The 13890-nt window shown below is 71.5% G+C and carries 12 protein-coding genes; all 12 read left to right on the top strand.

The genetic code is table 11. The annotated features are described in order from the left end of the window. Nucleotides 1-175 precede the first annotated feature (175 nt). Nucleotides 176-1282: an NDMA-dependent alcohol dehydrogenase gene (locus LWC35_RS06585; RefSeq protein WP_232868990.1), complete on the top strand. Its 1107-nt coding sequence runs from the start codon at nucleotides 176-178 to the stop codon at nucleotides 1280-1282. A gap of 41 nt (nucleotides 1283-1323) precedes the next feature. Beyond that, a complete protein-coding gene (locus LWC35_RS06580; protein ID WP_232868989.1) occupies nucleotides 1324-2280 on the top strand; it encodes a R2-like ligand-binding oxidase in 957 nt (318 codons plus the stop codon). Then, on the top strand, nucleotides 2277-3224 hold the full coding sequence (locus LWC35_RS06575) for an oxygenase MpaB family protein (RefSeq protein ID WP_232868988.1): 948 nt from the start codon (nucleotides 2277-2279) through the stop codon (nucleotides 3222-3224). Before LWC35_RS06580 ends, LWC35_RS06575 begins: the two co-directional genes overlap by 4 nt. Before the next feature lie 257 nt (nucleotides 3225-3481). After that, nucleotides 3482-4684: an ABC transporter ATP-binding protein gene (locus LWC35_RS06570; protein ID WP_232868987.1), complete on the top strand. Its 1203-nt coding sequence runs from the start codon at nucleotides 3482-3484 to the stop codon at nucleotides 4682-4684. Between the two features lie 111 nt (nucleotides 4685-4795). Next, nucleotides 4796-5587 carry an MlaE family ABC transporter permease gene (locus LWC35_RS06565; RefSeq protein WP_232868986.1) on the top strand — a complete coding sequence of 264 codons (792 nt, stop codon included), beginning with the start codon at nucleotides 4796-4798 and terminating at the stop codon, nucleotides 5585-5587. Nucleotide 5588: 1 nt separating this feature from the next. Next, nucleotides 5589-6416, top strand: a complete 828-nt coding sequence (locus LWC35_RS06560; protein ID WP_232868985.1) for an MlaE family ABC transporter permease — start codon at nucleotides 5589-5591, stop codon at nucleotides 6414-6416. A gap of 34 nt (nucleotides 6417-6450) precedes the next feature. Then, entirely contained in the window at nucleotides 6451-7842 is a 1392-nt protein-coding gene (locus LWC35_RS06555; protein WP_232868984.1) for an MCE family protein, read from the top strand. Next, nucleotides 7839-9020, top strand: coding sequence for an MCE family protein (locus tag LWC35_RS06550; RefSeq protein WP_232868983.1), 1182 nt, complete (start codon nucleotides 7839-7841; stop codon nucleotides 9018-9020). Before LWC35_RS06555 ends, LWC35_RS06550 begins: the two co-directional genes overlap by 4 nt. Next, nucleotides 9020-9991, top strand: coding sequence for an MCE family protein (locus LWC35_RS06545; protein WP_232868982.1), 972 nt, complete (start codon nucleotides 9020-9022; stop codon nucleotides 9989-9991). The genes LWC35_RS06550 and LWC35_RS06545 overlap by 1 nt, the downstream gene beginning before the upstream one ends. Next, nucleotides 9991-11334: an MCE family protein gene (locus tag LWC35_RS06540; protein WP_232868981.1), complete on the top strand. Its 1344-nt coding sequence runs from the start codon at nucleotides 9991-9993 to the stop codon at nucleotides 11332-11334. The genes LWC35_RS06545 and LWC35_RS06540 overlap by 1 nt, the downstream gene beginning before the upstream one ends. Further along, nucleotides 11331-12635: an MCE family protein gene (locus tag LWC35_RS06535; protein ID WP_232868980.1), complete on the top strand. Its 1305-nt coding sequence runs from the start codon at nucleotides 11331-11333 to the stop codon at nucleotides 12633-12635. Before LWC35_RS06540 ends, LWC35_RS06535 begins: the two co-directional genes overlap by 4 nt. Beyond that, on the top strand, nucleotides 12632-13873 hold the full coding sequence (locus LWC35_RS06530; RefSeq protein WP_232868979.1) for an MCE family protein: 1242 nt from the start codon (nucleotides 12632-12634) through the stop codon (nucleotides 13871-13873). Before LWC35_RS06535 ends, LWC35_RS06530 begins: the two co-directional genes overlap by 4 nt. Nucleotides 13874-13890 lie beyond the last annotated feature (17 nt).

Here is a 13890-nt window from a genome sequence, read left to right as displayed (position 1 = left end):
GCGGTGCAGGATCTCCCGACTCGCGGAACTGCTGCGCTCCGTCCCGCGAGTCGGGAGCTTCGGCATCGCGAGTCGGGAGCTTCGGCATCGCGAGTCGGGAGCTGGCACGCGGGGGACAGGGCGGGAACTCGCGGCCCGCTGTGGTCCGGCGTGACGCGCATCATGATCGACGCTCATGAAGACCCGAGCAGCGGTGCTGTGGGAACTGGGCGGCAAGTGGGAGGTCGAGGAGGTCGAGCTCGACCCGCCGGGTCCCGGTGAGGTCCTGGTCGAGCTGGCGGCGTCCGGCCTCTGCCACTCCGACGAGCACCTGGTGACCGGCGACCTCCCCGTCGCCTACCCGATGGTCGGCGGCCACGAGGGCGCCGGGCGCGTGCGTGAGGTCGGTCCGGGCGTGACCGAGGTGGAGGTCGGCGACCCGGTCGTCATGACCTTCCTGCCGAGCTGCGGGCGCTGCTCCCACTGCGTCCGCGGCATGACGAGCCTGTGCGACGACGGCGCGGGCGCCACCCTCGGCCCCCAGCTCGACGGCACCTACCGCTTCCACGCCCGGGGCGAGGACGTCGGGCAGATGTGCCTGCTCGGCACGTTCAGCCAGCACACCGTCGTGCCGGTCAAGTCGGTCGTGAAGATCGACGAGGGTTTCCCGCTGGAGCTCGCCGCGCTGGTCGGCTGCGGCGTGACCACCGGGTTCGGGTCCGCGGTCCGCACCGCCGACCTGCGCGCGGGGGACTCGGCCGTCGTCATCGGGATCGGCGGGATCGGCGCCAACGCCGTGCAGGGCGCGGTCAACGCCGGCTGCCGGTACGTCGTGGCGGTGGACCCGGTGGAGTTCAAGCGGGAGAAGGCGCTCGAGCTGGGCGCCACGCACACCGCCGCGAGCATCGACGAGGCGTGGCCGCTGATCTCCGAGCTCACCCGGGGCCAGCTCGCCGACGCCGCGATCCTCACCACCGGGATCGCCGACGGCGACGACCTGCAGCCAGCGCTGCAGCTGGTCGGCAAGCGGGGGCGGGTCGTGGTGACCGCACTGGGCAAGGCGGAGCAGGAGACCGCGAGGCTCTCGCTGCTGGAGCTCACGCTCTACGAGAAGCAGATCCGCGGCGCCCTGTTCGGCAGCTCCAGCGGTCAGCACGACGTCCCGCGCCTGCTCGAGCTGCACAACCTCGGCCGGCTGAAGCTGCGCGAGCTGGTCACCAAGGAGTACACGCTCGACCAGGTCAACGAGGGGTACGAGGACATGCGCTCCGGCCGCAACATCCGAGGCCTCATCCGCTTCTGACCCACCTCCCACCACCCAGCTTCAACGGCGAAGGAGCCGACATGCGCACGATCGAGCACGGCAAGCGGGACGGGTTCGCCTCCCTCGACGCGGGCGGGCTGAAGCAGGAGTCCTTCCCGCTCCGCCTGTTCACCAAGGGGGCCGCGAGGCACTGGAACCCGGCGGACATCGACTTCTCGCAGGACGCGAAGGACTTCGCGGCCATGACGGACGAGGAGCGCTGGTACACCTGCGCGCTCGCCGCGCAGTTCATGGCGGGCGAGGAGTCGGTGACCCAGGACCTGCAGCCCTTCGTGGCCGCGATGGCCGCCGAGGGCCGGTTGGCCGACGAGATGTACCTGACCCAGTTCGTGTACGAGGAGGCCAAGCACACCCAGGCCTTCCGGCTGTGGTTCGACGCCCTCGGGATGAGCGGGGACCTCCACGAGTACATCGAGTTCAACGACGCGTACATGGAGATCTTCACCAAGCAGCTGCCGGACAGCCTGTACGCGCTGGAGCGCGACCCGTCGCCGCGCAACCAGATCCGCGCCTCGGTGACCTACAACCACATCGTCGAGGGCACGCTGGCACTGACCGGCTACTTCGCCTGGCAGAAGATCTGCACGAGCCGGGGGATCCTGCCCGGCATCCAGAAGGTGATCAAGCACATCGGCGACGACGAGCGCCGCCACATGGCCTGGGGCACCTTCACCTGCCGCCGGCACGTCGCCGCCGACGACGCGCTGTTCGACGTCGTCGACGAGCGCATGCAGGAGCTGATGGTCCCGGCCATGGGCGTGGTCACCGCGACCTTCGACAAGTACGAGGGCGGCGAGCCGCCCTTCGGCGTCGACATCTCGGAGATGGCCGAGTACGCGATGGACAAGCTGGGCCGCCGGCTCGGGGCGATCGAGTCCGCCCGCGGCGCCGACCTGCGGGTGATCGACGTCGACGCCTCGCCCGAGGCGCTCGAGGAGAAGTTCCACGCCGAGGACCAGCTGGAGCTGGCCGGATGACCCGCGCGGGGCGCTACGACCGGCTCCGCGAGATCGAGCTGCTCGACCCGGAGACGGACTGGCTCGAGATCTACCGGCTCATGTCGATGTACGAGTTCCCCTGGGACATCAACCAGGCGCTCTCGTTCGCGCTGTTCCGCACGTACGCGGTCCCCACGATCGGGAGGCTCCTGGCGGAGACCGGCGAGTTCACCGAGCGCGTCCAGAAGCGCTACGACGACACGGGGCTGATCCTCGAGGCCGTCCTCGAGCACGGGTTCACCGGCACCGGCAAGGACGCCGTCCGCCGGATGAACCAGATGCACCGCAGCTATCCGATCTCGGCCGGCGACATGCGGTACACGCTGTGCACGTTCGTCGTGTCGCCGATCCGGTGGATGGACGCGTACGGGTGGCGGCCGTTCTCGGAGACGGAGAAGGTCGCGAGCGCGAACTACTACCGCGAGCTCGGCCGGCACATGGGCATCAAGGACATCCCGGCGACCTGGCGGGAGTTCTGCGAGGTCCACGACGCGTACGAGCGCGAGCACTTCGGCTACGACCCGGGCGGTCGGGCCGTCGCCGACTCGACGCTCGCACTGCTGTGCACCTTCCCGCCGAACGACAAGGCCCCGGCGGCGCTGATCGACGCCTTCTCCCGCTCGCTCATGGACGCCCACCTGCGGGAGGCCTTCCGGTACGAGGCCCCGCCGCGCTGGTTCCGGGCGCTGTCGCGGGCCGCGCTGCGGCTGCGCGGCCGGGTCGTGCGCGCGATGCCCGTGCGCACGCGACCGAAGTTCGTCCGGGACCTGCCCAGCATCCGCAGCTACCCGAACGGTTTCGACGTCCGGCAGCTCGGGACCTTCCCGCAGGGCTGCCCGGTGCCCCACGGGCGCCCGGTCGCGGACCAGGACACGTACTCCGATCGAGTGGTGTCCACGCAAGTCACTCCATCCGGAGCCTGAGAGCCGGGTTGTACCGGCATGGGCCCGGTCGGAGTAACACAGTGCGACGGCCGACGCCCCGTGAACCGGGATCGACGACAGCGTGTCGATCTCGGTTCACGGGGCGTGTCCGTCGTTCTCAGGAACGGTCGAAGTGCCTGCGTCGCCGCGGAATACCCGGTAGTAACCAGACTGCGGCGTGGTCGTTGGGCGCTGCAGGACGAGTGCGTGCTCCGGCAAGGATCGGTGCCGCAGGCTCGAGTGCGCGAGGAGGCGACGTGCCCGGTGTCGAGGTGAAGGTCGAGGGGCTGACGAAGTCCTTCGGGCGCGCGAACATCTGGTCGGACGTCACGCTCACGCTGCCGCCCGGTGAGGTCAGCGTGCTGCTCGGCCCCTCCGGCACGGGCAAGTCGGTGTTCCTGAAGTCGCTGATCGGGCTGCTCAAGCCGGAGAAGGGCTCGATCGTCATCCACGACACCGACCTCGTGCGGTGCAGCGAGAACCGGCTCTACGAGATCCGCAAGCTGTTCGGGGTGCTGTTCCAGGACGGCGCGCTGTTCGGCTCGATGAACCTCTACGACAACATCGCCTTCCCGCTGCGCGAGCACACCAAGAAGCCGGAGTCGGAGATCCGCGACATCGTCGCGGAGAAGATGGACATGGTCGGGCTCAAGGGCGACGAGAAGAAGCTGCCCGGCGAGATCTCCGGGGGTATGCGCAAGCGCGCCGGCCTGGCCCGCGCACTGGTGCTCGACCCGGAGATCATCCTGTTCGACGAGCCGGACTCCGGCCTGGACCCGGTGCGCACGGCGTATCTGAACCAGCTGATCATCGACCTGAACGCGCAGACGGACGCGACGTTCCTGATCGTCACCCACGACATCAACACCGCGCAGACGGTGCCGGACAACATCGGCATGCTCTACCGCAAGCACCTGGCCATGTTCGGCCCGCGCGAGGTGTTGCTGACCAGCGAGGACCCGGTGGTGGCGCAGTTCCTCAACGGGCGCCGGCAGGGCCCGATCGGGATGTCGGAGGAGAAGGACACCGCCCAGGCCGCCCGGGAGATGGCCGAGGTCGACGAGCTGTCCGGGCTGCCCCCGATCAAGCCCCAGCTCGAGGCGACCGCGGGCCTGCCCGAGCGCAAGGCCGTCGGACGCCGGCAGAAGCGGGTGGCCGAGATGCTGCACACCCTGCCGCCCGCCGCGCAGGAGGCCATCCGCCGCTCGCAGGAGGAGAGCGGGCAGGCGGCGCAGCAGCCGACCCGCCGACGGGCCGTCGGTGCGGCGCCCTACGGTCGTCCCGAGGAGCCGACGGACGCGCCGACCCAGAGCATCCCCCGGGTGCAGGACGCCCCGCTCGGTCAGCCGCTCCCGCCGCAGAACGCACCCCAGAACCCGTCGCAGAACCCCCAGCAGCCCCCGACCGGCCGCGCCCCCGGCGGCCCGAGCTCCGGTCCCGGCCGGCACCGCTACCGCTAGCCCCCGCACGCCGCCCCGTCGCGGGTGGGCCGCCCCCACGGACCACCCGCGAACCTGCTCCCCACCGCCCCCGCGCAGTTCCCCGACTGCCGTGGAGACAAGGACTCCGCCGTGTCCGCTCCCCAGGCCGGCCCCAGCCCCCTGACCCGCGCCCTCACCCCCGTCGGGCGCCTGTTCGGGCTGGGCGTCGACATCGTGAGACAGGCCTTCCGGCCGCCGTTCCAGCTGCGCGAGTACATCGAGCAGACCTGGTTCGTCACCAAGGTCTCCGCCCTGCCCACGGCGCTGTTCACGATCCCGTTCGGCGCGACCATCGCCCTGCTGCTGGCCGAGCTGACCCGCCAGTTCGGCGCGCAGAGCCAGACCGGCGCCGGCTCGGTGCTCGCGATCGTGCAGCAGGCGGCCCCGATCGTCACCGCGCTGCTGATCTCGGGCGCCGGCGGCAGCGCGGTCTGCGCCGACCTCGGCGCCCGCACCATCCGCGAGGAGATCGCGGCCATGGAGGTGCTCGGCATCTCGCCGATCCAGCGCCTCGTGGTCCCGCGGGTACTGGCCATGGCCACCACGGCGGTGGTGCTCAACGGCCTGGCCACCGTCGTCGGCGTCGCCGGCGGCTACTTCTTCAACGTCATCATCCAGGGCGGCACGCCCGGCGCGTACATCGCGAGCTTCTCGGCGATCGCGCAGGTCAGCGACATCGTGGTCAGTGAGGTCAAGGCGGCCCTGTTCGGGTTCACCGCCGGGATCGTCGCGGCCTACCGGGGGCTCAACCCGCCCCCGGGCGCGAAGGGCGTCGGCGACGCGGTGAACCAGTCCGTCGTCATCTCCTTCGTCCTGGTGTTCCTGATCAACCTGGTCCTCACCGCGCTCTACCTCGAGCTCGTCCCGCCGAAGGGGATCTGAAGTGGCCCGACTCAGCACCCTGGTGCGTCGGCCGGTCGACCAGCTCGAGGAGCTGGGCGAGCAGCTCGGCCTCTACGCGCGCGCCGTCGCCTGGATCCCGCGCACGCTGCGCCGCTACCCGAAGGAGATCTTCCGGCTGCTGGCCGAGGTCAGCTTCGGGTCGGGCGCGCTGATCGTCATCCTCGGCACCGCGGGCGTCATGGCGGCGCTGTCGCTGTTCGTCGGCTCGCTGGTCGGCCTGCAGGGCTTCCGCGCCCTCGACTCCCTCGGCGTCGAGGCCCTGACCGGCTTCATCACCGCCTACTTCACCACCCGCGACATTGCCCCGCTGGTGGCCGCCTCGGCGCTCACCGCCACGCTCGGCGCGGGTTTCACCGCCCAGCTCGGCGCCATGCGGATCTCCGAGGAGGTCGACGCGCTCGAGGTCATGGCCGTGCCGTCGGTGCCGTTCCTGGTCACCACCCGCGTGATCGCCGGGATCCTGGCGGTGATCCCGATGTACACGATCGGCCTGCTCGCCAGCTTCGGCGCGGCGCGGCTCAACGTCACGCTCCTCAACGGCCTACCGGGCGGGACGTACGACCACTACTTCGACCTCTTCCTGCCGGTCGGGGACATCTTCGCCTCGTACCTGAAGGTGATCATCTTCGCGACGGTGGTCATCCTCATCCACTGCCACTACGGCTACCACGCCAAGGGCGGCCCGGCGGGCGTCGGCGTGGCCGTCGGCCGGGCGGTGCGGCTCTCGATCGTCAGCACGGCGATCCTCGACTTCTTCCTCACCCTCGTGCTGTTCGGCACCTCGACGTCGGTGCGGGTGGCGGGATGACGACCGGCGACGTGCTCCTTCCCGCGGAGACGACATGAGCGCGGACACGAGGAAGGTCACCCTCGGCATCGTCTTCATCCTGGTGATCGCGCTGCTGATCGGGCTGGCCGTGGCGCAGTACGCGGGCGCGTTCCGCTCCGGGATCCCGGTGACGCTGAAGGTCGACCGGGTCGGCACGCAGCTGAACGAGCGGGCCGACGTCAAGATCCGCGGGCTGATCGTCGGCACCGTCGACACGATCAGCACCGACGGCGACGGCGCGACCGTCACCATGTCGATGGACCCGGACCTGATCGACCAGATCCCGGACAACGTCACCGCGCGGCTGCTGCCCAAGACGCTCTTCGGCGAGAAGTACGTGTCCCTGGTCCCACCGGAGCAGCCCGGCGCGGTCAAGCTCGCCGCCCACGACACGATCCGCGAGGACCGCAGCGTGGCCGGGATCGAGGTCGAGCGGGTGCTCGACGACCTGCTCCCGCTGCTCCAGGCGGTGCGGCCGCAGGACCTCGCCACCACCCTCGGCGCGCTGTCGCAGGGCCTCGCGGGTCGCGGCGAGCAGCTCGGGCAGACGCTGGAGCGGCTCAACACCCTGACCGCGGGACTGCAGCCGGCCATCCCGGACCTGCAGGAGGACATCACCCAGCTCGCGGACTTCTCGGAGAACCTGTCGAACTCCGCGCCGGACCTGCTCGACGCGCTCGACGACCTGACGACCACGAGCCGCACGGTCGTGGAGGAGTCGCAGAACCTGCGCGACCTGTACCGGTCGGTGACCGGGGCGTCGGACGACCTGCGGGCCTTCCTCGACGCCAACAAGGACAACCTGATCGGCCTGGCGGGAGCCGGCCGGCCCACGCTGGAGACGTTGGCGCGCTACGCGCCGGAGTTCCCCTGCTTCTTCCAGCAGGCCAGCCGGCTGGTCCCGTACCTGGACCAGGTGTTCGGCAAGGGGACGGACGAGCCCGGCGTGCACATCACGCTGGAGATCGTCACGAGCAACGGCAAGTACATCCCGAACCAGGACGAGCCGGAGTACTCCGACGACCGCGGCCCGCGGTGCTACCCGATCATCCAGCCGGGCCCGCAGTACCCGCCGGACGGCCCGTTCCGCGACGGCTCGGTTCCCCCGGCGCCGCCCGCGGGGCAGCCGATCGGGCCACCCCCGAAGTTCGGGGTGAACGACTACGACTCCTTCGACGGCACCTACTCGTGGGACCTGGTCCCCGGGTTCGACCGGAGCCCGAACACGAAGGCCGGGGCCAAGCCCGCGTCCTACGACATGGGCATCACCAACTCGCCGGGTGAGCAGCAGCAGGTCGCGGAGCTGGTCGCGGCGCGCACGGGCAGCACGCCCGCGGCCGTCCCCGGCTGGGGCAGCGTGCTGGTCGGCCCGCTCTACCGCGGGACGGAGGTTCGGATCGCATGAGCCGCGTCCCCCTCGGCCCGCTCACCAAGTTCCTGGCGTTCGCACTGGTCACCGCGCTGGCCACCACGGTGCTCGCGCTGACCATCGCGAACAGCCAAGGCGGCGACAAGACGACCTACTCGGCCCGGTTCACCGACGTCAACGGCCTGCTGAAGGGCGACGACGTCCGGATCGCCGGCGTCGTCGTCGGCTCCGTCGACAAGATCGAGGTCGTCGACCGGCGGCAGGCCCAGGTGGAGTTCAGCGTGGACTCCTCGCTGGCCGTCCCGGCCTCGGCCACCGCGTCGATCCTCTACAAGAACCTCATCGGGCAGCGCTTCCTGTCCCTCGGGCAGGGCACCGGGGGCGGCGGCCGGCTCGAGCCGGGCGGCACCCTGCCGGTGCAGCAGACCCGCCCGCCGCTCGACCTCACCACGCTGTTCAACGGCTTCAAGCCGCTGTTCCAGGGCCTCGACCCGGAGCAGGTGAACAAGCTGTCCCAGGAGATCGTCTCGACCCTGCAGGGCGAGGGCGGCACCGTCGACAGTCTGCTCGCGAGCACGGCCTCGCTGACCAGCACCATCGCCGACCGGGACCAGGTCATCGGACAGGTCATCGACAACCTCGACGGCGTGCTGCAGACCGTGAACAGCCACGACGAGAACCTCAACCAGCTGATCACCTCGCTGCAGCAGCTCGTGTCCGGGCTGGCACAGGACCGCAAGCCGATCGGCGACGCGATCTCCTCGATCGCCGACCTCACCCAGGTCACCGGCGGCTTCGTCGAGGAGGCCCGGCCGCCGCTGCAGGCGGACATCCGCGCGCTCGGGGACCTCGCCGGGCAGCTCGACGAGGCCCGCCCGACGCTGGAGCACCTGCTGGAGTTCTCCCCGTACAAGCTGAACAAGATCAGCCGCGCGGCGAGCTACGGCAGCTGGTTCCAGTTCTACCTGTGCGGGCTCTCGGGCTCGGTCGGGCTGGGCGACCTGATCCCGCGCCAGGAGATCCAGGCGTTCAAGTCGGGGGCCGGGCGCTGCGGCGCCGACCCCGACGGCCAACCGGACCAGCTGGGCACGCCGAAGGGCGCCCCGCTGCCGGGCGTCGACCAGCTGGTGAACGGTGTGCTGCCGAACGGCGTGCCGGAGAACGCGCCCGCGCTCCCGATCTTCGACACGCGCACGACCGGAGGTGACCACTGATGGCCGCCAGCGGAGCGCGCCGCCCGGTCCCGCTCGCGATCGCGGGGCTGGTGCTGATCGCCGTCCTCGCGGTCGTGGCCTTCCAGGCCCCGTCGATCTTCGGCGGCCCGACCTACCACGCCGAGTTCGGCGAGGCCGCGGGCCTGCAGTCCGACGACCGGGTCACCGTGGCCGGCGTCGAGGTCGGCCGGGTGACGGCGGTGAAGCTCGCCGGCGACCACGTCGACGTCGCCTTCCGGGTCGACGACGCCTGGGTCGGCGACCGGACGTCGGCCTCGATCGAGATCGCCACCCTGCTCGGCTCGAAGTACCTGGCCCTGGACCCGCAGGGCGACCAGGAGCTCGACCCGGGCACGCCGATCCCGCGGGAGCGGACCCTCTCGCCCTTCGACGTCGTCGAGGCGTTCAACGGGCTGACCGGGACGATCGACCAGCTCGACACGAACCAGCTGGCCGACAGCCTGCGCACGCTGGCCGACACGTTCTCCGACACCCCGGACGACGTCCGCGGCACCCTCGACGGCCTGTCCCGGCTCTCGACCACGATCTCCAGCCGCGACCAGCAGATCCGCCAGCTCCTCGCCGGGGCGCGGAACCTGTCGTCGATCCTCGCGGACCGCCGGGGCGACTTCGACAAGCTGCTCTCGGACGGCAACCTGCTCCTCTCGGAGCTGCAGCAGCGCAAGGACGCCATCGACCGGCTGCTCGACGGCACCCGGCTGCTCTCCCAGCAGCTGTCGGGCCTCGTCGCGGACAACGCCGACCAGCTCCGACCGACGCTCGAGACGCTCGACCGGGTCACCGAGGTGCTGCAGCGCCACCAGGACGACCTGGCGGCCACGCTGAAGAACGAGGCGGTGTTCGTGCGGCTGTTCACCAACGCCGTCGGCAACGGCCGCTGGTTCGACAACTACATCTGCGGGCTGCTCCCGATCCCGACGATCGGCCCGCTGAACCCCGGAGGCTGCTGATGGTCGGCTCCTGGGCGAACGACCGCCGCGCGCTGCAGATCACGGCGCTGGTCGCGATCGTCGCCGTGCTCGTCGCGACCGGGGTCTGGCTGATCGGCAACGGGGGCGGCCGGAAGATCACGGCCTACTTCACCAACGCCTCGGCGCTGTTCGAGGACAACGACGTGCGCGTGCTGGGCGTGCCGGTGGGCCAGATCGACTCGATCACCCCGCAGGGCACGCAGGTGAAGGTCGACATGACCATCACCGACCCGGACGTGCACCTCGCGCCCGACGCCAAGGCCGCGGTCGTCTCGCCGAGCCTCGTCACCGGCCGCTACGTGCAGCTGTTCCCGACGGTGGCCGAGAACGCGCCGGAGCTCGAGACCGGCGCGACGATCCCGCTCGAGCGGACCGCCGTCCCGCTCGGCGTCGACGACCTGGCCAAGGCCGCCACGGACCTCTCGCAGGCCCTCGGCCCGCAGGGCGCCAACTCCACCGGTGCGGTGTCGCAGGCCCTCGACGTCGGCGCGCAGAACCTGGCCGGCAACGGCCAGGCGTTCAACGACACCCTCCGCGGCCTCGGCAACCTCTCGAACACGCTCGCCGGGTCCAGCGACGACCTCTTCGGCACCGTCACGGAGCTGCAGAAGTTCACCCAGACCCTGGCCCAGGACGACGCGAAGGTGCGTGAGTTCAACGGCCGGCTCGCCGACGTCACCGGCTTCCTCGCGAGCGAGCGGGGGGACCTCGCCGGGGCGATCAGGGACCTGTCGGTGGCACTCGGCGACGTGGCCGGGTTCGTCCGGGACAACCGGGACACCATCCACTCGAACGTCGACCGGCTCGCCGACGTCACGCAGGTGCTGGTGGACCAGCAGCGGGCGCTCACCGAGATCCTCGACGTCGCGCCGCTGGGCATCTCGAACCTGGCCAACACCTACAACGGCTCGTCGGGCACGCTCGACACCCGGGCGAACATCAACGAGCTCAGCCGGCCGCCGATCTACTTCCTCTGCGACCTGATCAAGGACGGCGCGCCGGACCCGCTCAAGCCCCTCCTGCCCGCCTGCCAGCAGCTGCCGGACGTGAACTCGCTCCCGACGCCGGCGCAGATCCTGAGCTCGGTGACCAGCGGGCAGGCCCCGCCCGTCCCGGGCCTGGCGATCCCGTCCGTGCCGCTCGTGCCGCAGGACCCCGCGGCGCCGCAGGCCGGACAGCCGGCCCCCGCGGTCCCGGGGCAGGAGTCCCCCGCACCGGCCGCGCCGACCACCCCCGCCCCGGCCACACCGGCCCCGCAGCAGCCGGAGGCGGGCGGCGGCGTCGGCGGGTTCTTCTCGAAGCTCTTCGGAGGTGGGTCGTGAGGCGCACGAGGCTCGCGGCCAGGCTGGCGGTCCTGGTGACCGTCGCGTCGGTCGCGCTGAGCGGCTGCGGGGTGTTCTCCGGCGGGCTGCGCGGGGTGGAGCTCCCCGGTGGCGCCGACCTCGGCGACGACCCGTACGCCGTGACGATCGAGTTCCCCGACGTCGTCGACCTGGTGCCGCAGTCCCTGGTCAAGGTGGCCGACGTGAGCGTCGGGACCGTGCGGTCCATCGACGTGGACCCGGCGACCTGGAACGCGCGGGTCACCGTGGCGGTGAACCGGGGCGTCACGCTGCCGGCCGACGCCGAGGCCCGGGTGCGCACCACGAGCCTCCTGGGCGAGAAGTTCGTGGAGCTGGCCGCCCCCGCCCAGGGCGGCACCGGCACCCTGTCCGACGGCGCCACCATCCCGATCCAGCGCGCGGGCCGCGCGGTCGAGGTCGAGGAGGTCTTCGGCGCGCTGTCCATGCTGCTCAACGGCGGCGGCGTCGCGCAGATCAAGACGATCTCGACCGAGCTGAACAAGGCCCTCGACGGCCGCGAGCCGCAGATCCGCGGGCTGCTGGACAACCTGAACACGCTGGTCGGCGCCCTCGACGACCGCAAGGGCGAGATCACCCGCGCCCTCGACGGGCTCAACCGGCTGTCCGCCACCCTCGACGACCGGCGGCCGCAGATCGCGAACGCCCTCGACAACCTCGGCCCGGGCCTGGCCGAGCTGGAGCGCCAGCGCGGTCAGCTGGTCGACATGCTCCAGGCGCTCGACCGGCTCTCCGGCACCGCGACCGACACGATCAACCGCAGCCGGGACGACACCCTCGCCGACCTGCGGGCGCTGCAGCCCACGCTGTCCAAGCTCGCCGAGTCGGGGCAGGACCTGCCGAACTCGCTGGAGCTGATCGGCAGCTTCCCGTTCACCGACGCCGCGACGGACGCGTTCGCCGGGGACTACGCGAACCTGTACGTCCGGGCGGACCTGGACGCGAAGTCCCTGCTGGACAACCTGCTGCGGGCGCGGCAGCCGTTCCCGACGCCGGACACGCCGCTGTTCAACCAGCTCCCGCCCGTCGGGCAGCTGCTGTCGCCGCTGCTCGGCGGCAACCCGGACCAGCCGTCGCTGCCGCTGCTCGGCCCGTCGCCGACCCCGCTCGGCCAGGCCGACCCGAACAACCCGCCGCCCACCACCGCGCCGACCACGAGCGCGGTGCCGACCCCGCCGACGGACGGCACCACCGGCGGCTCGGGCGACCCGGGCGGCTCCGGCGGCGGTCTCCTCGGCGGACTCCTCGGAGGTGGCCGGTGATCACCCGGACCATGAAGTGGCAGCTCCTGGCGCTGCTGCTGGTGACCGTGCTCGGCGTCGGCTTCGTCGGCTTCCGGTACGCGAACTTCGGCGCGCTCTTCGGCGCCACGACCTACCCGGTCACGATGAAGCTTGCCGACTCCGGCGGCATCTTCACCGGCGCCGACGTCACCTACCGCGGTGTCAGCGTCGGCCGGGTCGGCCCGCTGACCCTGACCGCCGACGGCGTCGACGCCCAGCTCGACCTGGAGCGCGGCGGCCCGGAGATCCCCGCCGACGTGACGGCCGCCGTGCGCAACCTGTCCGCGATCGGCGAGCAGTACGTCGACCTGCAGCCGGCGAGCGACTCCGGGCCGGAGCTGGGGTCCGGCTCGGTCATCCCGGTGTCGCGGGTGAGCACCCCGGTGCAGGTGGACCAGGTCGTGTCGAGCCTCGACGGGTTCGTGCGGTCGGTGCCGCTGGACAGCCTGCGCACCGTCGTCGACGAGCTGGGCAAGGGCTTCGCGAACAGCGGCGTCCCGCTGCAGAAGCTGCTCGACACCACCAGCGAGTTCACCAAGGCGGCCACCGACGCGCTGCCGCAGACCACCGCACTGCTGAGGGACGGCCGCACGGTGCTGACCACGCAGAACGAGGTGGCCGGCCAGTTCGCCGACTTCAGCTCGAGCCTCGAGCTGCTGGCCGAGCAGCTCAAGGAGTCCGACCCGGACCTGCGCCGGCTCATCCACACCGCACCGGAGGCCGCCGACCAGATCCGCGGGCTGCTCCGGGAGAGCGGCGCCGGGCTGTCCACCACGATCGCCAACCTGCTCACGGTCTCCCGGATCGCCGAGCCCCGGCAGTCCAACCTCCAGCAGCTGCTCGTGACCTACCCCGGTGCGATGGCCAACGCGTACACGGCGGCGCCCAACGACGGCACGGCGCACCTCGGCCTGGTGCTCAACTTCTTCGACCCCTTCCCGTGCGTGTACGGCTACCAGGGCACCGAGCACCGGGCCGGGGACGACACCACGGAGATCCCGGTCAACAAGAAGGCGTACTGTGCCGAGCCACAGGGGAGTCCGACGAGTGTGCGCGGTGCCCAGAACGCTCCCCCGGCGCCGCACTCGACGACCCCCCGCGCCAAGCCCGGCACGACCGGCAACCCGTCCGCGGGGCTCCCGCTTCCGGCCGGCTCCGACGACCCGCAACCGCTGACCCCGCTCCCCCTCGGAACACCGGCCGGGATCCTGGCCTGACGGCCGGCCCCGCCCGC

Origin of the sequence: Pseudonocardia kujensis, from assembly GCF_021283305.1 — a bacterium.
Lineage (GTDB): Bacteria > Actinomycetota > Actinomycetes > Mycobacteriales > Pseudonocardiaceae > Pseudonocardia > Pseudonocardia kujensis.
The sequence above is the reverse complement of the archived record's forward strand: the minus strand, read 5'-3'. Positions and strand labels throughout refer to the sequence as shown.

Excerpts from the sequence above, each read along its gene's own strand:
- LWC35_RS06555 (WP_232868984.1), top strand. The coding sequence starts at position 6,451 with ATGAGCGCGGACACGAGGAAGGTCACCCTCGGCATCGTCTTCATCCTG.
- LWC35_RS06585 (WP_232868990.1), top strand. The coding sequence starts at position 176 with ATGAAGACCCGAGCAGCGGTGCTGTGGGAACTGGGCGGCAAGTGGGAG.
- LWC35_RS06550 (WP_232868983.1), top strand. The coding sequence starts at position 7,839 with ATGAGCCGCGTCCCCCTCGGCCCGCTCACCAAGTTCCTGGCGTTCGCA.
- LWC35_RS06580 (WP_232868989.1), top strand. The coding sequence starts at position 1,324 with ATGCGCACGATCGAGCACGGCAAGCGGGACGGGTTCGCCTCCCTCGAC.
- LWC35_RS06540 (WP_232868981.1), top strand. The coding sequence starts at position 9,991 with ATGGTCGGCTCCTGGGCGAACGACCGCCGCGCGCTGCAGATCACGGCG.
- LWC35_RS06575 (WP_232868988.1), top strand. The coding sequence starts at position 2,277 with ATGACCCGCGCGGGGCGCTACGACCGGCTCCGCGAGATCGAGCTGCTC.
- LWC35_RS06545 (WP_232868982.1), top strand. The coding sequence starts at position 9,020 with ATGGCCGCCAGCGGAGCGCGCCGCCCGGTCCCGCTCGCGATCGCGGGG.